Source organism: Enterobacter sp. C3_dUdeg, from assembly GCF_057536195.1.
The window spans coordinates 546119-567798 of the sequence record NZ_BAAKFX010000001.1 but is presented as its reverse complement, the minus strand read 5'-3'; the positions used below and the strand labels follow the sequence as shown (position 1 = coordinate 567798).

Annotated in this window: 18 protein-coding genes; 9 read left to right on the top strand and 9 right to left on the bottom strand. The window is 58.4% G+C overall.

What is annotated here, in order from left to right; all coding sequences use genetic code 11:
* Window positions 1-5: 5 nt before the first annotated feature.
* Entirely contained in the window at window positions 6-902 is an 897-nt protein-coding gene (locus AC27FC_RS02650; RefSeq protein WP_094934703.1) for a LysR family transcriptional regulator, read from the top strand.
* On the opposite strand, the gene AC27FC_RS02645 is transcribed toward AC27FC_RS02650, so the two are convergent.
* A complete protein-coding gene (locus AC27FC_RS02645) occupies window positions 881-1639 on the bottom strand; it encodes a phosphate/phosphite/phosphonate ABC transporter substrate-binding protein (protein ID WP_196354256.1) in 759 nt (252 codons plus the stop codon). The genes AC27FC_RS02650 and AC27FC_RS02645 overlap by 22 nt on opposite strands.
* Window positions 1632-2603, bottom strand: a complete 972-nt coding sequence (locus tag AC27FC_RS02640; protein ID WP_112778128.1) for a fatty acid desaturase — start codon at window positions 2601-2603, stop codon at window positions 1632-1634. Before AC27FC_RS02640 ends, AC27FC_RS02645 begins: the two co-directional genes overlap by 8 nt.
* A 149-nt stretch (window positions 2604-2752) precedes the next feature.
* Between AC27FC_RS02640 and AC27FC_RS02635 the strand changes: the two genes are divergently transcribed.
* Both AC27FC_RS02635 and gap read left to right on the top strand, forming a co-directional pair.
* A complete protein-coding gene (locus AC27FC_RS02635) occupies window positions 2753-3733 on the top strand; it encodes a GlxA family transcriptional regulator (protein ID WP_094934705.1) in 981 nt (326 codons plus the stop codon).
* 78 nt (window positions 3734-3811) lie between these two features.
* Window positions 3812-4822, top strand: a complete 1011-nt coding sequence (gap, locus tag AC27FC_RS02630; protein ID WP_094934706.1) for a type I glyceraldehyde-3-phosphate dehydrogenase — start codon at window positions 3812-3814, stop codon at window positions 4820-4822.
* Between the two features lie 47 nt (window positions 4823-4869).
* On the opposite strand, the gene AC27FC_RS02625 is transcribed toward gap, so the two are convergent.
* On the bottom strand, window positions 4870-6057 hold the full coding sequence (locus tag AC27FC_RS02625) for an MFS transporter (protein WP_033145809.1): 1188 nt from the start codon (window positions 6055-6057) through the stop codon (window positions 4870-4872).
* Window positions 6058-6172: 115 nt separating this feature from the next.
* Here AC27FC_RS02625 and AC27FC_RS02620 point away from each other — a divergent pair, with 115 nt between their 5' ends.
* Together AC27FC_RS02620 and AC27FC_RS02615 are read left to right on the top strand one after the other, a co-directional pair.
* Window positions 6173-7129 (top strand): AraC family transcriptional regulator, encoded by a 957-nt coding sequence (locus AC27FC_RS02620; RefSeq protein WP_087822764.1) that lies wholly within the window; start codon window positions 6173-6175, stop codon window positions 7127-7129.
* A gap of 102 nt (window positions 7130-7231) precedes the next feature.
* Window positions 7232-8917: an alpha,alpha-trehalase gene (locus tag AC27FC_RS02615; RefSeq protein ID WP_094934707.1), complete on the top strand. Its 1686-nt coding sequence runs from the start codon at window positions 7232-7234 to the stop codon at window positions 8915-8917.
* Between the two features lie 496 nt (window positions 8918-9413).
* Here the strand turns inward: AC27FC_RS02615 and AC27FC_RS02610 are convergent, their stop codons facing one another.
* The gene (locus tag AC27FC_RS02610; RefSeq protein ID WP_094934708.1) at window positions 9414-11516 is read right to left on the bottom strand and encodes a TonB-dependent siderophore receptor; all 2103 of its coding nucleotides are present in this window, start codon (window positions 11514-11516) and stop codon (window positions 9414-9416) included.
* Window positions 11517-11629: 113 nt separating this feature from the next.
* Window positions 11630-11884: a GlsB/YeaQ/YmgE family stress response membrane protein gene (locus AC27FC_RS02605; protein ID WP_008502662.1), complete on the bottom strand. Its 255-nt coding sequence runs from the start codon at window positions 11882-11884 to the stop codon at window positions 11630-11632.
* 208 nt (window positions 11885-12092) lie between these two features.
* Between AC27FC_RS02605 and ycgR the strand changes: the two genes are divergently transcribed.
* Window positions 12093-12824: a flagellar brake protein YcgR gene (gene ycgR / locus AC27FC_RS02600; RefSeq protein WP_023312174.1), complete on the top strand. Its 732-nt coding sequence runs from the start codon at window positions 12093-12095 to the stop codon at window positions 12822-12824.
* A 37-nt stretch (window positions 12825-12861) separates the two neighbouring features.
* Here ycgR and emtA read toward each other — a convergent pair whose 3' ends face one another.
* A complete protein-coding gene (gene emtA, locus AC27FC_RS02595; protein ID WP_064672703.1) occupies window positions 12862-13473 on the bottom strand; it encodes a membrane-bound lytic murein transglycosylase EmtA in 612 nt (203 codons plus the stop codon).
* A gap of 107 nt (window positions 13474-13580) precedes the next feature.
* Between emtA and ldcA the strand changes: the two genes are divergently transcribed.
* On the top strand, window positions 13581-14495 hold the full coding sequence (gene ldcA / locus AC27FC_RS02590; protein WP_196354255.1) for a muramoyltetrapeptide carboxypeptidase: 915 nt from the start codon (window positions 13581-13583) through the stop codon (window positions 14493-14495).
* Between the two features lie 97 nt (window positions 14496-14592).
* The gene (locus AC27FC_RS02585; protein WP_048977594.1) at window positions 14593-16326 is read left to right on the top strand and encodes a potassium/proton antiporter; all 1734 of its coding nucleotides are present in this window, start codon (window positions 14593-14595) and stop codon (window positions 16324-16326) included.
* Between the two features lie 92 nt (window positions 16327-16418).
* Here the strand turns inward: AC27FC_RS02585 and dadX are convergent, their stop codons facing one another.
* A complete protein-coding gene (dadX, locus tag AC27FC_RS02580) occupies window positions 16419-17489 on the bottom strand; it encodes a catabolic alanine racemase DadX (protein ID WP_143346845.1) in 1071 nt (356 codons plus the stop codon).
* Between the two features lie 9 nt (window positions 17490-17498).
* On the bottom strand, window positions 17499-18797 hold the full coding sequence (locus AC27FC_RS02575; protein ID WP_032658462.1) for a D-amino acid dehydrogenase: 1299 nt from the start codon (window positions 18795-18797) through the stop codon (window positions 17499-17501).
* A 321-nt stretch (window positions 18798-19118) separates the two neighbouring features.
* On the opposite strand from AC27FC_RS02575, the gene AC27FC_RS02570 reads away from it, so the two are divergent.
* Window positions 19119-20651, top strand: a complete 1533-nt coding sequence (locus AC27FC_RS02570; protein ID WP_023293929.1) for a SpoVR family protein — start codon at window positions 19119-19121, stop codon at window positions 20649-20651.
* Window positions 20652-20764: 113 nt separating this feature from the next.
* On the opposite strand, the gene fadR is transcribed toward AC27FC_RS02570, so the two are convergent.
* On the bottom strand, window positions 20765-21484 hold the full coding sequence (gene fadR, locus AC27FC_RS02565; RefSeq protein WP_023336056.1) for a fatty acid metabolism transcriptional regulator FadR: 720 nt from the start codon (window positions 21482-21484) through the stop codon (window positions 20765-20767).
* Between the last annotated feature and the right edge of the window lie 196 nt (window positions 21485-21680).

The window sequence follows — 21680 nt, the reverse complement described above, 5'->3', positions numbered from 1 at the left end:
GAATGATGGATATTAAACAGTTAAAATATTTAATCGCGCTCGACGAAACCCGCCACTTTGGTAAAGCGGCCTCGCAGTGCAACGTCACCCAGCCGACCCTTTCCATGCGCATCCGCAGCCTGGAAGAGGAGCTGGGGCTGGTGCTGATCGTGCGCGGGCAGCGCTTTGAAGGGTTTACGCCTGAGGGGGAACGCATCCTCGCCTGGGCCCGCGCCCTGCTTGCCGCGCACGACGGGCTACAGGCGGAAGCCGCGCTGTGTAAAGGCCAGGTGGTGGGCGAATTACGTCTGGGGATGGTGCCGCTGGCGAGCGTGGATCCGATGATCTTTATTCGCCAGCTAACGCAAAAATACCCGGAGCTGACCTACAGCCTCTATTCCATGTCCTCAGCGCAGATCGCCGACGGCGTCAGCCGCAATCAGCTTGAGCTGGGAATTTGCTACCTCAACAGCATCGACACCAGCCTGTTTGACGTTATCCAGCTGCCAAAAACGAAGATGGGCCTGCTGCACGACACTCGCCATTTCCAGCTCGGCCAGGCAGCGCTGACGTGGCACGACCTGACGGATTTTCCGCTGGGGTTCCTGACTAAAGGGATGCACTACCGGGCGCATATGGAGGCCAGCTTTAAATCTGCAGGCATCGAACCGACGTCCGTTTTCGAAAGCGACTCGACGTTCCAGATCATTCAGGCGGTTCAGAGCGGCGTGTGCTGCGCCGTCATGCCGCTGAACAACGGGCTGGAGGCACTGAACAGCAACTTCAGGATTGTCCCCATCGCCGACGCGAACATTGAGGCTCCCGTCGGCCTGATTATGCGCAGGCAGAAGCCGGTCTCCTCGCTGGCGCTGCGCTGCTTTACCGACGCGCAGGAGATTTATCACGCGGACAATGAGGCGTAGGCCTCGCGCGTCACCACGCTAAAACCGCCGATCAGCACCGCGTCGCGCACCTCCCGGTATTCCGGCGCATCCACCAGCTCGTGAAGTGCATCACGAATGGCGTTAAGCGTTTCAGGCGAGGTGTCATGCGAGGTGATCAGCGGCAGGCCCGGCGTCAGCGGGGTGCGGCCAATGACCGCCAGCCCCGCAAGGCGTTCCGGCTCATGGCGCTGCAGCAGTGCCCAGGTCACGCAGTCGATGGCTGCAATATCCCCCGCCCCGCGTTTCACATCAATCAGCGACTGGCGATGGCTGCCGCTGAAGGACGTTTGCGCGAAAAAGGGACCGCCGCTCGCCAGGGGAGCCACTATTTTTCGCAGCGCATTGTAGCCGGACTGGGAATCCGGGGCATTACAGACCGCCCGACGTCCGCGAAAACCCGCCAGCGTCAGGTGCCGATCCTCTTCGCGCACCGCCAGAAAGCTGCGGTACTGGATCCCTTCGCAGCCCGGTGCCGTGTAGTGAAAACAGCCGACCACCTGCACGTCCGGGAGCTGCGTGACCAGCGGATAACCGCAGGTCTGGCTGAGGATAAGCGCTGGCTGTTGCCAGTGGGTCAGAAGGTCAGACTCCGGCCAGCCGGGGTCACGATCGACGGACACACCGCGCGCGGCCAGCAGCCTCTTTACCGCCAGCCAGAGCGCGCGGGTGTCGGCGCGATCCACGGCATACATGGGAAACGCCAGCAGGTTACTCATACCCTTCCCCCTGTTGTTTTGCGGGATGAACGGTGACGTCGACGGGCCTGGCCCAGAACTGACGCAACCATTCACCATAGCCCCTGACGAGAAAACCGTGGTTTCGCTGCTGGTACGCCTCCCGGTTTTGCTGGTAGATCGCCTTCAGCCCGTACCAGGGAACGCCCGGCAGATCGTGATGCACTGAATGGTAGTTGAGATTCAAAAACAGTACCCGCCAGAATAACCCGGCCTCGTTAATGACGGAGCGCGCCAGCGGGTCGTCCGCCGCGCGATGTTCGAAAAACGATCTGACCTTGGTCAGCGCCAGCGCCGGATAGCTGACGGCCAGCACGAACCAGACGGGTGAAAAACCGGTATGCGTCATCCAGGCGAAGAGCGCCACCAGCAGCAAAACGTGAACCAGCCACATCGCCATAGCCCGCAGCTGAAGGTGACGAAACGCCGCCGCGGCGCTGCCCAGCGTCTGCAGGATATCCAGCAGCGGCGCCAGCATCAGCCGCCCGGCGAAGGTATTCCGGGCGCGGATCGCGCGTTTCTGCCACGGAGAAAAGCGCGCCCAGCTCTCGTCGGTAAAATAGTACGACTCCGGATCATCCACCGGATGGGTCAGGCTATGGTGCCGATGATGGGCAAGATGGGAGTCCCGGTACAGGCCATACGGATACCAGACCGCCAGCGGGAGCGTGCCAAACAGCTGGTTGAGCCAGGCAAAACGCGTGGGGTGTCCGTGGATCAGCTCATGCTGAAGGGACATGTACCAGGCGGTAAACCCGATGAGCAGCAGCGTGGCGGGCAGCAGGCCGAGCGTTTGCCAGAACGCCAGCGTGGCAAACCAGCCTGCATAAATCGTGATAATCAACAGCCACGTGGGCAGTTCGCTGCGCCATAAAAAACCCGATGCAAGGTGGCTGATTTGTTCGCGTTGTTGCGGATGTAAATAGAGGGAGCTTCGTTGACTCATTCCTTCAGACGCCGTTTCGCCAGAGATAATTCTCTGACGATCGGGGATAACGCCTGAAATAACAAAGAACTTAAATCGCATTGCTTTGCCAGAAACGTGGGGCGCACGCGCTGCTTGACTTATTCTGTGATAAAGGTACTTTTCAGGACATGAAGAAGATCCTGATCATTGTTCCCGACGGCGGCATGCTGTTTGAAGCCGCCGGTATCGCCGACATTCTGATGCAGGCCAACCGGCTGCATCCGGAAGGTCTTGCGCAGCCCCGCTACCGGATTATCATCGCCACCACTCAGCCTCACCAGGTGATCCACGGCCAGTCCGGCCTGAATCTGCTGGCGGACTATCGCCTGCCGGAGCTGGACCCGCGTGAACCGCTGGACACGATTATCATCACCGGACGCGGCATGAACGAGCAGGAGAGCACGGCGGTGGTGGACTGGCTGCACCTCGCTGCGCCGCACGCCCGGCGGGTGGCCTCTATCTGCGGCGGCGCGATGCTGCTGGCCCAGACCGGCCTGCTGGACGGTCGCCGCGCGACCACCCACTGGCGGCTGCTGGAGACGATGCAAGCCCAGTATCCGGCTATCCACGTCGAAGGCGGTCCGCTGTATATTCAGGATGGCCCCATCTGGACCTCCGGCGGCGTGAGTTCCGGGTTCGATCTGACCCTGGCGCTGGTGGAAGACGACTACGGATTTACCCTCGCCCGCGACGTGGCGCAGGACATGGTGATGTACCTGCGCCGTCCCGGCGGCCAGCTGCAGTTCAGCCGTTACAGCCTGCAGCAGCCCGGCACATCGGGCCCGATAAGCGAACTGCAAGCCTGGATCCTGCAGAACCTCACCGCCGACCTGTGCGTGGAAAATCTGGCCGAGAAAGCGGCGATGAGCCCGCGTAATTTCACCCGCGTGTTTACCCGCGACGCGGGAGTTTCTCCGGCCCGCTACGTAACCGAAGCGCGTCTGGCCGCGGCCCGCCAGCTGCTTGAGCAGACCCATGACTCCCTTGAGCGCGTTGCCGAGCAAAGCGGGTTTGGCACCAGCATTAACCTGCGCCGCATCTTTGAGAAACAGCTCCACCTCACGCCCGGCGAGTACCGCCAGCGCTTCCACTGCCGCAAAATGGCGTAATCTGATCCTTTTTTGTCATTTACGCCAACCGGCCCGACGCCTACAGTGACTCCAGACAACAGAGATAAGGAGTGCACCATGGTTAAGGTCGGTATTAACGGTTTCGGCCGTATCGGACGTAATTTCCTGCGCGCGGCGCTGGGTAACCCGGATCTGCAGATTGTGGCCATTAACGATCTGACGGACAGTAAAACCCTCGCCCACCTGCTGAAACATGATTCCCTTCTGGGCACGCTTCCCGCCCCGGTTGAAGCGGCAGACGGCGCGCTGCAGGTAGACGGGCAGCGGATCGCCGTATTTAGCGAACGCGATCCGGCGAATATCCCGTGGCGTGACGTCAGCGTTGACGTGGTGATTGAGGCCACCGGCTTCTTTACCGAGCGGGAAAAAGCGGCGGTGCATATCACTCACGGCGGCGCTAAGCGCGTCATCATTTCCGCCCCCGGGAAGAACGACGACCTGACGATTGTGATGGGGGTTAATCACGAGCAGTACGATCCCGCCCGTCACGCGGTGGTGAGTAACGGGAGCTGCACCACGAACGGCCTGGCGCCGGCCGCTCAGGTTCTGCATCAGCAGTTCGGGATTGAGCATGGCCTGATGAATACCACGCATGCCTACACCAACAGCCAGGCGCTGCACGATCAGCCGGAGAAAGATCTGCGCGGCGCGCGCGCGGCGGCGCTGTCGATTGTGCCTTACTCCAGCGGCGCGGCAAAAGCGCTGGGGAAAGTGATCCCCTCCCTGGACGGCAAACTGACCGGGTACTCCCTGCGCGTGCCGGTGCCGGTGGTGTCGATTGTAGATTTAACGGTAACGCTGAGCCGAAACGTGACCGCCGAAGAGGTGAATGACGCGTTCCGCAACGCGGCCGCCAGCGGGCCTCTGAAAGGCATTCTGGGCTATAGCGATGAACCGCTGGTCTCCAGCGATTACCAGGGCGACCCACGCTCCTCGATTATCGACGGGCTTTCCACGCTGGTGATTGGCGGGAACATGGTGAAGATCCTGGCGTGGTACGACAACGAGTGGGGCTTCTCAAACCGTCTGGTGGATCTGGCGGTGTGGATGGATAAGAAAGGGCTGTAAGTCTTACCGTAATGCCGGGTGGCGCATGCGCTTACCCGGCAAATAATTCACTCCGCCTTCACCTTTACTCCCATAAACACAATCACCATCGCCGTTACCAGCAAAAGACCGCTGCCCGCGAATACACCGCTGGCGCCGTTGAGGTCAAATACCGCACCGCCCCCGGCCGCACCGGCACTTATCGCCAGTTGAATTGAGGCCACCAGCAGCCCGCCTGCACTTTCGGCTTCATCCGGAACGGTAGTGGCAAGCCAGGTTGACCAGCCCACCGGAACCAGACCAAATGCAAAGCCCCACAGCGCGACCAGGAACCCGTCCAGCATCGCCAGATGACCAAACGCCACCATCGTGAGCGCAAGAACGCCCATTGCGAACGGCACCAGCGCCAGCGTCAGGCGCAGATTACGCGCCAGCAGATGCCCGGCAACCGAGGTGCCGACAAAGTTGGCCAGCCCAAAGCCCAGCAGGATCAGCGAAATGGTCTCCACGCTCGCCTGCCCCACCGTTTCCAGGAACGGGCGCAGGTAGGTAAAGAAGGCGAAATGACCGCTGAAAATCAGGATGGTCGCCAGCATGCCGCCGATCATCCCCGGACGACGCAGCACGCGGAACAGCGTACTCAGGCTGCCGCTGCTCTCCGGCTTCATGGACGGCAGGACCCAGAGCTGCCACAGCAGCGCCAGCATGCTCGGTAGAATGCAGAGCACAAAGACGTTGCGCCAGCCGATCAGGCTGCCCAGATAGCTGCCGAGCGGCGCCGCGACCACCGTGGCTATCGATACACTGGAGAAGATCACCGCCAGCGCCTTCGGCACTTTATCTGCCGGAACCAGACGCATCGTGGTCGCCGTCGACATCGCCCAGAATCCCCCGATGGCGATCCCCAGCAGCAGGCGCCCCATCAGCAGGACGTGCAGGTTGGGCGCAAAGGCCACCAGCAGGCTGGAGATAATTTGCAGCACCGAGAAAAACATCAGCACCCAGCGGCGGTCAATGCTTTTGGTCGCCGGCGTAATCAGCAGTCCGGTTACCAGCGCCACCAGCGCGGTGGCGGTGACGGCCTGTCCGGCCATTCCTTCACTCACGCCCAGGCTCGCGGCCATCGGCGTTAACAGACTGGCGGGCAGAAATTCTGCCGTAATCAAACCAAACACCCCCAGCCCCAGTGAATAGACGGCCCGCCAGGCGGGTTTTGCAGGCGCTACCGCCTCGCTCGCCGCGACACATGAATTCATCTGTTTTTCTCCCGTTATAAAAATGTGACAACTGTCGCAAAAGCATAGAAGGTTCACCCTGGACGATCTATGACATATAATCTCCACTTATTGATTATTCGTCCGGAGTTGCGCCATGACCGTACAGTCACCCGATCTGATCAGCGAACTTTTACGCGGCATGCGTCTGTCAGGTGTGAAATACCGGCGGATCCAGGCCAGCGCGCCGTTTGGCGTCGCCTTCCATCAGGCGCCCGGTAGGGCGCAGTTTCATTTTGTGAGCCACGGTAGCGCCCTGCTGCGAATGGAAAGCGGTGCGACGTTCGAACTGAGCAGCGGCGATGCCCTCTTTATTCCTTGCGGTAATTCTCATGCCCTGCTCTCTGACGAGCGGGCAACCATTACGCCCGTCAATGCCTTTCCCAGCGAGCCCATCTGCAGCTCGGTGTGTGCCATCACCTGCGAACCCTGCCCGGAAAGCGAGAACACCATCATCTTTAGCGGGTGCATGGATTTTGAGCTGGGCGGGATGCAGCCGCTGATCAAGGCGATGCCGGAAGTGATGATGGTCAGCCGGCTGATGTCCACCTGGCCGGAGATCCACCCGCTGCTGGCGGCGATGGAGCGGGAATCCGTTTCGCGTCAGGCCGGGTACGCCGGGATCCTTGCGCGTCTGGCCGACGTGGTGGCCGCGTTAATCGTGCGTGGCTGGGTTGAAGGCGGATGTGGTAAAGCCACCGGCTGGGTGCAGGTTCTGCGCGACCCGCGCCTGAGCCGGGCCATTTACGCCATGCACCAGCAGCCCGGCCTGAACTGGAGCGTGGCGGATCTGGCAAAAGAAGCGGGCACGTCCCGTTCCGTGTTCGCCGAACGATTCCTGGCCGCGACGGGAACCACCCCGGCAAAATATCTCAGCGAGCTGAGGATGCGGCTGGCCATCCAGTACATTCGCCACGAAAATCAGCCGATTGAAACCGTCGCGCTGCGGCTGGGATACGGCTCTCTGGCGGCATTTAGCCGGGCATTTAAGCGCATCATTGGACATGCGCCGGGCACGCTGCGGGAAGCCAGCCAGACGCCGGAAGAGGTCTGACGGGCAGGCAATTATTAACGCGAAGCGGGCAATATTCGTCTAAGGTTTTCAGGTGATTGACAACAGCGGTCACGCTGTTTAGTGAAGACAGGAGACGAACTGATGATAAGACCTCGTACACTACGCCCCGCGTTCTTGCCCCTTGCGTTAGGAGGCGCGCTGCTCGGCGTCACGACTTGCGGTTATGCCGATGATAGCCCCGCAGCCCAGACAACCTCACCCGATATTTTGCTGGGCCCTCTGTTTAACGATGTGCAAAGCGCCAAACTGTTTCCCGATCAGAAAACCTTCGCGGATGCCGTCCCCAAAAGCGACCCGCTGATGATTCTGGCGGATTACCGGATGCAGCACGCGCAGTCCAGCTTTGACTTACGCCACTTTGTCGAGATGAACTTTACGCTCCCTGCGGAAGGGGAAAAATATGTTCCGCCTGCTGGACAAAGTTTACGTGAGCACATCGACGATCTCTGGCCCGTGCTGACGCGCACCACGGATAAAGCCAGCAACAAATGGGATTCCCTGCTGCCGTTACCCAAACCTTACGTTGTGCCCGGCGGACGTTTCCGCGAGGTCTACTACTGGGACAGCTATTTCACCATGCTGGGCCTGGCAGAGAGCGATCACTGGGACAAAATCAGAGACATGGTGGATAACTTTGCGTATGAGATTGATACCTTCGGCCACATTCCCAACGGCAACCGCAGCTATTACCTGAGCCGCTCCCAGCCGCCGTTTTTCTCAATGATGGTTGAACTGCTGGCGACCCACGACAGCGATGCGCTGAAGAAGTACCGTCCGCAGATGGAGAAAGAGTATGCCTACTGGATGGACGGCGTCGACGCCCTTCAGCCGGGGCAGGCTAACAAACGCGTGGTGAAGCTGGACGACGGCGTTATCCTCAACCGCTACTGGGACGACCGCGATACCCCGCGCCCGGAGTCCTGGCTTGACGACGTGAATACCGCCAAAAGTAACCCTAACCGGCCTGCGACCGAGATCTACCGTGATTTGCGTTCCGCTGCGGCCTCGGGCTGGGACTTTAGCTCCCGCTGGATGGACGATCCGCAAAAGCTCGGCACCATCCGGACCACCAGCATTGTCCCCGTGGACCTGAACGCCCTGATGTTCAAGATGGAAAAACTGCTGGCGCGGGCAAGCCAGGAGAGTGGCGACGCCGCCAGCGCAAGTAAATACGAGGCGCTGGCAACGGCGCGTCAGAAAGCCATCGAGAGCCACCTGTGGAATGATAAAGAGGGCTGGTACGCGGATTACGATCTCAAGAGCAAGAAGGTACGCAATCAGCTCACGGCGGCAGCCCTGTTCCCGCTTTACGTGAAGGCGGCGGCGCAGGACCGGGCCGATAAAGTCGCCGCGGCAACCTCGGCGCGCCTGTTGAAACCGGGCGGTATTGCGACCACCACCGTCAATAGCGGCCAGCAGTGGGATGCGCCAAACGGCTGGGCCCCGCTGCAGTGGGTGGCCGCGGAAGGGCTGCAGAATTACGGACAGGAGAAGGTCTCTATGGACGTGACCTGGCGCTTCCTGAAGAACGTTCAGCATACTTACGACCGCGAAAAGAAACTGGTCGAGAAGTATGACGTGTCGACAACCGGTACGGGTGGCGGCGGCGGCGAGTATCCGCTGCAGGACGGCTTCGGCTGGAGTAACGGCGTAACGCTGAAAATGCTGGATCGGGTCTGCCCGAAAGCAAAACCGTGCGACAGCGTGCCGGAGAATCAGCCTGCGGCAAATGAGGAGGCTGAGCCGGTGAAAGCTGCGGCGCAGTAAGGGTATTGCCGGGTGGCGGCTACGCCTTACCCGGCCTGCGCGTGCTGGCTCTAATCCTCACAAATTAATGCGAGTAGCGAACAATCCCCTCGCCCCTTTGGGGAGAGGGTTAGGGTGAGGGGAACATACGGCTGCGGTGGTCATTCCGTTCACTTTATGTTCCTTGCTATTCTGTAACGACATGGCCTGTGAACGTGCCAGGGTGGCTCAATCGCCACCACCCTGGCGACCCGGGCTCCCGGCGGTAAATCGCCGCTTCGCGGTGCCCTCGTCTTATTCCTTCCGGCTTATCGGGGACGGGCGGAGGTAACGTCCCTGTAAAGCCCGCCCTCTCGGCGCATCCATGCGCCTCGCCCCGGCCTTCAGGAAACGCCTCAGCGATTTACAGCCGGACCATGGCATCGCTGCGAATAAATCGTTTCACTTTAAAAACCAGAATCGCTACTGGTTAAAAATTTACTGGAGATCCCTCAGCACCGGGAATGGGAAACGATCGTCAGAAACTATAACTCGCCCCTAGCTGATACGTCCTGTCACGCCCAATCCAGCAGTTGGTCGCGTCGTAGCAGGTCAGCGTCTCTTTATTAGTGATATTCTGCGCGCTGGCTTTAAGCGTTAGCCCTGCCAGCGAGGGCAGGATTTCACCCATCCGGTAGGAAGCCGCCAGATCGTACTGCGTGGTGCCGCCCAGCTTACCCGCATCGTTTGCCGGAGAGATTTCCATCGGCCCGGTGTAGCGTGCGCCAGCCCCCAGCATCAGTCCTTTCAGCGGCGTGTTGTCAAAGGTGTAATCCCCCCAGAGGTTGAAGGCATTCTCCGGTACCTGCGTTGGACGTTTGCCTTTGTACTTGTCATCTTCCCGGTTGATCGCGTGGGTGTACGCATAGTTGGCAATCAGCGTCAGGTTGTCCGTCGGACGGCTGATGGCGGAGAGCTCTGCCCCTTTGGATTCCACTTCCCCGGTCTGACGATAGTTCAGGAAGCCCGGATCGGAGGTGACGACATTTTTCTGCCGGATGTTAAACACCGAGGCGGTAAAGGTGGTGGCGTAGTCGGCCAGCAGATATTTCACCCCGCCTTCCACCTGCTTGCTGGTAGTCGGTTTGACGTCTTTCGCCACGAGCGTACCCTGCGGTGACACCGGCGCGAAACCTTCTGAATAGCTGATAAACGGCGAAATCCCGTTATCGAAGGCGTAAAGCGCGCCCAGGCGTTTGGTGACGCGATCCTGCGATACCCAGGCTTTATCACCGTTTTGCAGGTAGTTGGTGGTAACGGAGCGGTAATCGTCGTAGCGCAGGCTGCCCAGCAGGTTGAGGCCGCCAAACTCTACCTGATCCTGTAAGTAATAGCCGTTCTGCTGATAGCTGAGACGGTTTTTCTGGGCGGTATAGAGCCCCAGCGCGCTTTCCTGGATCTGCGAATAGTCAGGATGCCGCATATCGATGCCCGGCGTGGCCGACGCGTAGCGATAATGGAAATGGGAATTCAGCTTCTGATAGTCAAACCCGGCCAGCAGGTGGTGTTTCCAGTCGCCAAGGGCAACGGTTTTGGTCACCTGGTTGTCGATGTTGAAGCTCTTAAGGTCTTCATCGGTGGTGTAGGCAAAGCGGTTGAGCTGATACGCCTCGCTTCCCGTCCCTGTCGCGTAGACGCTGCGCTGGTGGGTATCGACGTCGAAATAGCGCGCTTTCTGATTAAAGCCCCAGCCGCTGTCAAACTCATGTTCAAAGCTGTAGCCCAGCATCCACTGACGCTGCTTAAACCCGCTCCACTCATCTCCGGCGTAATCGCGCTTGCCCGCATATTTCGAGCGCAGGTAGGCGAGCGGCAGCGGATTAGACGGCGTCAGGCTCGGGGTGTTTTGCGCCAGCGCGTCCAGGGTGAGGCGGGTTTTGCTGTCGGGCTGCCAGGTGACGGACGGCGCAACCAGGTAGTTTTCATACCGGGTAGTGTGCGGCTGATCGTCGTTTTCCGTGGCTTTGCCCAGCAGACGGTAGTTCCAGTCGCTGTCGGCAATCTGCCCGGTTGAATCGAGGTATCCCTCTTTCAGATTACGGTTTCCGGTGTTAACGCCGATTTCGGTTCGGGCTTCCCGCTGCGGTTTTTTACTTTGAATATTCACCAGCCCGCCCGGCGAACCGCCGCCGTAAAGGACCGATGAGGGGCCTTTCAGGATATCAACGCTGTCGATCAGCAGCGGATCGATGCGCGCTTTGGTATTGCCGGTGACGTTATAGGGCAGCTGCAGCCCGTTGTAGAACTCCTGGTCGACGGTAAAGCCACGAATTTTATATTCGCTCATGTAGGAGGTATTCCCCCGCACCTCGGTTGAGACGCCCGGGGCATAGCGCAGGATTTCATTCACCGAATTCGCATGACGCTTTTCAATTTCCGGCGCAGAGAGGGTCGTGATGACCTGCGGCGTTTTACTTTCGGCAACGGCCGATTTCGTGGCGCTGTTCGTCCAGGCCGGCAGCGCGCTGCCCTGCTCTGAGCCCGTGACGACGATGGTGGATTCTTCGGCAAACGCCGGGACCTGCAATGCCAGCGTGACGGCCCCTGCCAGAGCGCAAAGCGTAAAACGTGAGGTATTCATAATGTCGTCTTGTTGTTAGATGCAATACGGAACGACAATTATTATCATTTAGATTAACAAATCAATACTCAGGCAAAAAAAACGGCCCTCCGCAGAGAGCCGTTTACGTCAATTTATGCTCGTCGCAGTAACCTGAATATGCCCAGCACCACAATGGCACCCACGACAGCGACCAGAAAACTGTGCAGGTCGAAACCACTTATGTTGCCTCCAAAGCCAAACATCGTCGCCAGCCAGCCGCCCACAACCGCACCAACGACCCCGAGTACACAGGTCAAAATAAAGCCGCCGCCATCGTTTCCCGGCATGATCAGTTTAGCGATAGCGCCAGCAATAAGACCAAAGATAATCCAGGCGATGATACCCATAGCGATGCCCTCTTGCAGGTTTAACGCGTGCGCAGAAAACCTTCTGCACAGCTAACTTAAGTATAGGTCATCGCCGGAAAACCATTTTCATCTCACCGACTTATCTTTGGTTAAACAGGCAAAAAAAACTCACCGGTTTGTATTAAGTTTCATTGCAGATTGCCGATAACGCTAAGACAGTCTGTCATCTATCAAGGAGCCATCCGGCGTGAGTCATTACAGTGAGCAGTTCCTCAAGCAAAATCCGCTGGCTGTATTAGGGGTATTACGCGACCTGCAAAAAGGTGAAGTGCCGCTGCGCATCAGCTGGTCGAATAATCAGTTCATCAGCAAGATCCTTGACGCCTCGCAGGATCGGCTGGTGATTGATTTAGGCAGTCAGGAGTATGAAAACCGCGCGGCGCTGAAAGCGGAGAATATCGCGGTGATGGCCGAAACGCAGGGCGCCAAAGTGGAGTTTGTCCTGTCGCGGCTGGAACTGAGCGAATACCAGGGACTGCCGGCTTTTGTTACCCCGCTTCCGACCAATCTCTGGTTTGTTCAGCGTCGTGAATATTTCCGCATCAGCGCCCCGCTTCACCCCGCCTATTTTTGTAAGGCCAAAATGCCGGACAAAAAAGAGATCCGCTTCCGCCTCTTCGATCTGTCGCTGGGCGGCATGGGCGCGCTGATGGACACGCCGAAACCGGACGGGCTGGTAGAGGGCATGCGGTTTACGCAAATCGAACTGGATATGGGGGGCTGGGGTCGCTTTTATTTCGATGCACAGCTGATTGCCATCAGCGACCGCACCGTCGTGGACAGCAAAAATGAAACCATTACCACGCCGCGTCTGAGCTTTCGTTTCCTCAACGTCGGGCCTGGAGCAGAGCGTGAGCTTCAGCGTATTATCTATTCCCTGGAGCGAGAGGCGCGGGAACGCGCAAATAAGGTTCTGTGAATAAATCGGGCAGCGTGACCGCCGCCCGTCTGCGGCATTACATGGCATCCATCGCTTTCTGTACTTTCCAGATATAACGAGGCGCCTGTGGTGCCGGGTGATTTTTCGCCACATGTTCAAAGAACTCGTCTTTGTCCATGTCGTTAATCTCTTCTATCGCCTCTTTGCGGTCAGAGGAGAAGGTTCTGAGCAACGCGCCGGCACCGTTAACGTAAGACACCACCAGCGCGTACTGCATCACCTCTGGATCCTTAATCCCCTTCAGCACGCCATGCTCCATAATGCTCAGATAGGCCGTGCCCATTGAAATGTTACGTTCCGGGTTCTTCAGCTCGCTGGTCGACGGCTGGCCGTTCCAGCCCATGTAGCGGTAAACCTCTCTCCCGGCCGTTGACGCTTTAAGCTGCATCAGCCCCACCGCGTTGGATTTGCTGACAAGCGTGGGATTACCGCCGGACTCCACCGCAATGATCGCCGTGATGAGACGCGGGCTGACGCCCCAGGCCTTCCCGGCTTGCTCACTGATCGGCATCCACTGCATGGCCCGTTTCACCGGCACTTCCGGGTTCCAGGGCGGGTTTTGATAATCATGTTTTGAACTACAGCCAGCGAGCAACACAATCAAAAAAGCAAACCATCTCAATTTCACGTCATCTATCCTTATAGCCGGTCATCGCGGTGCGCCGCCTCTTGAAGCAGGCAGCGTATAAGCGGCATGATATAGACAATTAGTTTCTCATTCAGCAAGGAATTGCCATGTCTCAGTTTCATCTCATCGCACCGTCGGGCTACTGCATTAACCAGGACGCGGCGCAGCGGGGCGTTCAGCGTTTGCTGGAATCTGGCCATCAGGTAGAAAATCAGACGATTATCCCCCGCCGCCAGCAGCGTTTTGCCGGTACCGAAGCGCAGAGGCTGAATGATATCAATAGTCTGGTGAACCTGACGGGCGAAAACCGTATTGTGCTTGCGGTGCGCGGCGGATATGGCGCGAGCCGGCTGCTGGAGAGCATTGACTGGCAGGGGCTGGCGCTGCGCCAGCAGCAGGATCCGCTGCTGATCTGCGGCCATAGCGATTTCACCGTCATCCAGCTTGGGCTGCTGGCCCTGCATAACGTCATCACCTTCAGCGGTCCGATGCTGGCCGGTAACTTCGGCGCACCGGAGCTGGATGCGTTTACCGTGGAACATTTCTGGCGCGCGCTGCGCAATTCCACCTACAGCGTGGAGTGGCAAGGCAATGGACCGCACTGGGAATGTGAAGGCCAGCTCTGGGGCGGCAATCTGGCGATGCTGGTCTCGCTCATCGGCACGCCGTGGATGCCGAAAATCGAGGACGGCATTCTGGTGCTGGAAGATATCAACGAACATCCGTTCCGCGTCGAGCGCATGCTATTGCAGCTTTATCATGCCGGTATTCTTGAACGCCAGTCCGCGGTTGTGCTGGGCAGCTTCAGCGGCTCTGCTCCGAATGACTATGACGAGGGTTACTCCCTGGAGACCATGGTCGACTTCGTTCGCTCGCGGCTGGATATTCCGGTTATCACCGGTCTGGATTTCGGCCACGAGCAGCAAACCGTGACCCTGGCGCTGGGGGCGCATGCCTCCCTGATCCACAATGGTTCCGGCACTCGGCTGACCATCAGCGGCCATCCTGTCATAAAGGCATAAAAAAGCCGTTATACCCCCTTAATAAAACGCTGTTGCCGTTGTTAATATGTTAGGGTTTTAGTAACAGCGTTAACATTGAGGTGGGAGTAAGAGAACATTGGATGCCGCAGCGATAATCAGCCTTTTCATTTTGGGTTCCGTCCTTGTAACCAGCAGTATTTTATTAAGTTCATTTTCATCGCGTCTCGGCATACCTATTCTTGTCATTTTCCTCGCCATCGGCATGCTGGCCGGCATTGATGGCATTGGCGGTATCCCATTCGATAACTACCCCTTCGCCTATATGGTGAGTAACCTCGCGCTGGCGGTGATCCTGCTGGACGGCGGGATGCGTACCCAGGCGAGCTCCTTCCGCGTGGCCTTAGGGCCTGCGCTGTCGCTCGCCACGGTCGGCGTGTTGATTACCTCTGGCCTCACCGGGATGATGGCCGCGTGGCTTTTCCATCTCAATATCATGGAAGGTTTGCTGATTGGCGCCATCGTGGGCTCAACCGATGCGGCAGCGGTGTTTTCCCTGCTCGGCGGAAAAGGGCTTAACGAACGCGTTGGCTCCACGCTTGAGATTGAATCCGGCAGTAACGATCCGATGGCGGTATTTCTCACCATTACGCTTATCGAGATGATTCAGCAGCATGAAAGCGGGCTGAGCTGGATGTTTGCGTTACATATCCTGCAGCAGTTCGGCCTGGGGATTGTTATCGGACTGGCGGGGGGCTATCTGCTACAGCAGACGATCAACCGTATATCGCTTCCCGCGGGGCTTTACCCCCTGCTGGCGCTGAGCGGCGGCATTCTCATTTTTGCCGTCACCACGGCGCTGGACGGCAGCGGCATTCTCGCCGTCTATCTCTGCGGGTTCCTGATGGGCAACCGCCCTATTCGCAACCGCCATGCCATTTTGCAGAACTTTGACGGCCTGGCGTGGCTGGCGCAAATCGGCATGTTCCTGGTGCTGGGCCTGCTGGTTACGCCATCGGACCTGCTGCCGATCGCCGTTCCGGCGCTGCTGCTTTCCGCGTGGATGATCTTCTTCGCCCGTCCGCTGTCGGTATTTGCAGGCCTGCTGCCGTTTCGCGGCTTCAACCTGCGCGAGCGGGTCTTTATCAGCTGGGTTGGCCTGCGCGGCGCGGTGCCGATTATCCTTGCGGTGTTCCCGATGATGGCCGGTCTGGATAACGCGCGGCTGTTCTTTAACGTGGCGTTCTTCGTGGTGCTGATTTCCCTGCTGTTCCAGGGAACCTCGCTCGGGTGGGCGGCGAAAAAAGCCAAAGTGGTGGTCCCGCCCGTGGGCTGGCCGGTCTCACGCGTGGGGCTCGATATTCATCCGGAGAACCCGTGGGAACAGTTTGTCTATCAGCTGAGCGCCGACAAATGGTGCGTGGGGGCCTCGCTGCGCGATTTGCACATGCCGACCGAAACGCGCATTGCCGCCCTGTTCCGCGATAATGTCCTGCTGCACCCTACCGGCAGCACCCGCCTGCGCGAGGGGGATATTCTCTGCGTGATTGGTCGCGAGCGCGACCTGCCCGCGCTAGGCAAGCTGTTCAGCCAGTCGCCTCCGGTGGCCCTGGACCAGCGCTTCTTCGGCGATTTTATTCTGGAAGCCAGCGCTAAATTTGCGGATGTGGCGCTGATTTACGGTCTGGATGAAGGTGCTGAAGACGGTGATAACCCGCAAACGCTGGGCGAAATCATCCAGCAGCGGCTTGGCGCTGCCCCGGTCGTGGGGGATCAGGTAGAGTTTGCCGGGATGATCTGGACCGTTGCCGAAAAAGAAGATAACGCGGTGCGGAAAGTCGGTTTAAGGCCGATGGAAGAGGAAGCGGAGTAGTTTTTTTGCCGGGTGGCGGTTTCGCCTTACCCGGCCTACAAAACCCTCTAACGTAGGCCGGGTAAGCGTTAGCGCCACCCGGCGAACATAAGTTACACCGTCACAACCGGCACTCGAGGGGCCAGCGCGCACATCAATTCATACCCCACCGTGCCCGCCGCGGCAGCAACGTCATCAATCTTAACTTCGTTACCCCACAGCTCGACGGGTGAGCCAATGCCCGCCTGCGGGCATGGCGTCAGATCAACGGCCAGCATATCCATAGATACGGTGCCCACCGTTCCCGTGCGAACCCCATCGACCCAGACCGGCGTGCCGGTCGGCGCGATGCGCGGGTAGCCGTCGGCATAACCGCCCGCCACGATGCCAATCCGCTGCTCGCCCTTTGCCCGGTAGCGGCTGCCGTAGCCCACCGTGTCCCCGGCCTTCAGCGTCTGCACGCCAATGATTTCACTGCGCAGGGTCATGACCGGCTTCAGGCCGCTGTTGGCGATATCCTGCCACTGACCGGAGGGAGACGCACCGTACAGAACGATCCCCGGGCGCACCCAGTTATAGTGCGCCTCGGGATGCCACAGCGTGGCCGCCGAGTTCGACAGCGAGCGCGGGCAATCCAGCCCTTCAGCCGCCTGCTCAATGCGGACCATGGCATCGGCAATACCGTCGGGTTTTTCCGCGTCGGCAAAATGCGCCATCAGCGTCATTTCGCCCACGTTTTTCATGGCGCGCAGCTGCTGCCAGACCGTATGCACCCGCTCAGGCTGGAAGCCCAGGCGGTTCATGCCGCTGTTTACCTTGAGATAGATATCCAGCGGAGCATGGAGCTTCGCATCCTGGATCGCCTTAATCTGCCAGTTGCTGTGAACGCTGGTGGTCAGCCGGTACTTATCCAGCAGCGGCAGATCCTCCGCATGGAAAAAGCCTTCCAGCAGTAGAATCGGCCCTTTCCAGCCGCGCTCGCGCAGCAGAATGGCCTCTTCCAGATTCAGGAGCGCAAAACCGTCGGTCGCGCTCAGCGCGCTCCAGATACGGTCGATACCGTGGCCGTAGGCATTCGCTTTCACCACCGACCAGACGCGCGAACCCGGTGCCGCCCGACGAACAATTTGCAGATTATCCTTCAGGGCCTGCAGGTTCAGCTGGGCCAGAACAGGACGGGACATGACAACTCCTTAGCTATGCGCGCCGTGCAGGTGCTGTGGACGCGAAGGCGTAAACCCCGATTGATAGCGCGCGGCGCTTAAATCGTCAAACGGAATTGCCGGCGTGCGCCCGGAAATCAGGTCGCTCAGCAGCTGGCCCGATCCGCAGGCCATTGTCCAGCCGAGCGTGCCGTGTCCGGTATTGGTCCACAGGTTTTTAAACGGCGTGCGCCCTACGATCGGCGTGCCGTCCGGGGTCATCGGACGCAGGCCGGTCCAGAACGTCGCCTGCTCAACAAAACCTCCGCGCGGGAAGAGATCGCCCACGACCATCTCCAGCGTTTCACGACGCGGCTGCAGCAGTTCGGTGTTGAAGCCGACAATCTCCGCCATGCCGCCTACGCGAATGCGGTTGTCGAAGCGGGTAATGGCGATTTTGTAGGTTTCGTCCAGAATGGTCGACACCGGGGCGCCGCTCTCTTCTTTCACCGGGATGGTCAGCGAGTAGCCCTTCAGCGGATAAACCGGAATGTCGAGAATGCCTTTCAGCATGGCGGTGGAGTACGAACCAAACGCCATCACGTAGGCATCGGCTTTGATCACCTCGTCGCCGCACTTCACGCCGTAAATTTTTTCCCCTTCCGACAGCAGCTTGTCGACGGAGGTGTTGAAGCGGAACTTCACCCCCGCCTGCTCGCACATTTGCGCCAGACGTTGCGTAAAGAGCTGGCAGTCGCCGGTTTCGTCATTCGGCAGGCGCAGGCCGCCGGTCAGCTTATGCGCCACTTCCGCCAGCGCCGGTTCAACCTGACCAAGCTGGCTGGCTTCCAGCAGCTGGTACGGTACGCCGGCATCTTCCAGCACGGCGATATCGCGGGTGGCATTCTCGTACTGTTGCTCGGTGCGGAACAGCTGCAGCGTCCCGCCCTGGCGGCCTTCGTACTCAATCCCCGTCGACGCGCGCAGCGCTTTCAGACAGTCGCGGCTGTATTCCGCCAGGCGCACCATGCGCCCTTTGTTCTCCATGTAGTGGCGGGTGTCGCAGTTGCGCAGCATCTGCCACATCCACTTCAGCTGGAACTGCGTGCCGTCAAGGCTGATGGCCAGCGGCGCATGGCGCTGGAACATCCATTTAATCGCTTTCAGCGGAACGCCCGGCGCAGCCCACGGCGCCGCATACCCCGGAGAGATTTGCCCGGCGTTCGCCGCGCTGGTTTCAAGCGCGGGACCGGATTCACGATCGATAACGGTTACGTCATGTCCCGCCTGACTTAAATACCAGGCGCTGGTTACCCCAACGACACCACTTCCCAGTATGACAACACGCATAGCCACTCCATTATGTGCAAAAGAACAATCTTCTAATTACAGATTGATAACCTAGTTGAAAATATTATTCAACATACGACTTTTTTATGGTGACTTACCTCACACATCCCCCAGCATCAGGGGATAGTGCTAATTTGGGATCTCCTGCTGCGCGTTATTTTTAACCAGCATAATATGCTGAGACATACCGTTTTTTTGCCGTATCAAAAACGCGAAATCGCAAAGAAAAAATTTCTACCCCAGCACGCTTTTTAACACGTTGATCTATGCTTGAAAGGAGGCTCTCCAGACAGAGAGAGCACCCACAACGAGGGCGCGCTAATGGCTACTATTGATTCCCTGAACAAGGACAACACACGTCTGAGCGATGGACCCGACTGGACCTTCGAGCTGCTGGATGTTTACCTCGCCGAAATCGACCGGGTCGCAAAGCTGTATCGCCTGGATACCTATCCCCATCAGATTGAAGTCATTACGTCCGAACAGATGATGGACGCCTACTCCAGCGTCGGGATGCCGATTAACTATCCGCACTGGTCGTTTGGTAAAAAATTTATTGAAACGGAACGGCTGTATAAGCACGGCCAGCAGGGGCTGGCGTATGAGATTGTGATTAACTCCAATCCGTGTATTGCCTATTTAATGGAAGAGAACACCATTACCATGCAGGCGCTGGTGATGGCGCACGCCTGCTACGGGCACAACTCCTTTTTCAAGAATAACTATCTGTTCCGCAGCTGGACGGACGCCAGTTCCATCGTCGATTACCTGATCTTCGCCCGTAAATACATTACCGACTGCGAAGAGCGCTACGGCGTGGACGAAGTGGAAAAACTGCTCGACTCCTGCCACGCGCTGATGAACTACGGCGTGGACCGCTACAAACGTCCGCAGAAAATCTCCCTGCAGGAGGAGAAAGCCCGGCAGAAGAGCCGCGAAGAGTACCTGCAAAGCCAGGTGAACATGCTGTGGCGTACCCTGCCGAAGCGTGAGGAGGAAAAAACGATCGCCGAAGCGCGTCGCTATCCGTCCGAGCCGCAGGAAAACCTGCTCTATTTTATGGAGAAGAACGCCCCGCTGCTGGAGCCGTGGCAGCGTGAGATCCTGCGCATCGTGCGCAAGGTGAGCCAGTATTTTTACCCGCAAAAGCAGACGCAGGTCATGAACGAAGGCTGGGCGACCTTCTGGCACTACACCATTCTTAACCATCTGTACGACGAGGGAAAAGTGACCGAGCGGTTCATGATGGAATTCCTCCATAGCCATACCAACGTGGTGTTCCAGCCGCCCTACAACAGCCCGTGGTACAGCGGAATAAACCCGTATGCGCTTGGCTTCGCCATGTTCCAGGACATTAAGCGTATCTGCCAGTCGCCGACGGAAGAAGACAAGTACTGGTTCCCGGATATCGCCGGTTCTGACTGGCTGGAAACGCTGCACTTTGCGATGCGCGACTTTAAGGACGAGAGCTTCATCAGCCAGTTTATGTCGCCGAAGATCATGCGTGATTTCCGCTTCTTCACCGTGCTGGACGATGACCGCAACAACTATCTGGAGATCTCCGCAATCCATAACGAAGAGGGATACCGTGAGATCCGCTCTCGCCTCTCTTCCCAGTACAACCTGAGCAACCTTGAGCCGAATATTCAGGTATGGAACGTCGATTTGCGCGGTGACCGCTCCCTGACGCTGCGCTATATCCCGCACAATCGCGCGCCGCTGGATAAAGGGCGTAAAGAAGTGCTGAAGCACGTTCATCGCCTGTGGGGCTTTGACGTGCAGCTGGAGCAGCAGAATGAAGACGGGAGCGTCGAGCTGCTGGAACGTTGCCCGGCGCGGTTGAATACGCTGTAGTGACGCTTTTGCCCGGTGGCGCTACGCTTACCGGGCCTATAAACCCCGTAGGTCGGGTAAGGCGTAGCCGCCACCCGACGAAAAAAAACCTCTCATACGAGAGGTTTTTTCTTTTAGCGGGTCTGAATCGCTAAATCACCCGGCAGCGTTTTCTGCATACGGTGCCAGATTTCACCGGAATCGTGACCGTAGCGGCGCACCGTCTCATAAACCTGATCGTGCAGACCTTCGGTACAGAGCTTGCTCAGCTTGTGGTAGAAGCCCAGCGCCAGGCTACGCGCTTCCGGATTGGCAAAGTAGTGGCGGCCAATGCGGGTGTAAAGCCCTTTCATACCGTTGAGGATCAGGCCATACACCGGGTTGCCGGAGGCAAACGCCAGGCCGCGGAACACGTTGTAATCGAGGGTGGCAAAAGCATCGGCGTGATCTTCCACCTCGTTCGCGCTGGCCAGCACCGCAAGGGCGTCTTCCGGATGCTGACGGAAAGCGGTACGAATAAAGATCGTCGCGATGTTGGTGCGAACGGAGAGCAGATTATCAATAAGCTGCGGCACGCTTTCATGGTCAAGACGCGCCAGCGTTTCAAGAATGTTCAGCCCGGACGTTTCCCAGAAATTGTTCACTTTCGTAGGCTTACCGTGCTGGATCGTCAACCAGCCATCGCGCGCCAGCCGCTGAAGCACTTCACGCAGCGTGGTGCGAGTGACGCCAATCAGTTCAGAGAGTTCGCGTTCAGCCGGAAGAATGGACCCCGCAGGGAAACGATTATTCCAGATGCTTTCAATGATGTACTCTTCCGCGAAACCCGCCGGGCTCTGCGCCTTAATGACCATAGTGAGATTTCCATTACACAGCTTTAGCAAATTGGACTCATCATACCAGAGGCACGCAGTGGCAGGTAGCGCGGCAAAGAGAGAAAAGAGGGATCGCCGTTTCATTTTTGTGAAATTTACAATGCAGCCTTATCCGCCTCCAGGCCGCGATTTTTGCGTATACTGATGTTTTGTCTTACTTGACGGGAAGGACGTC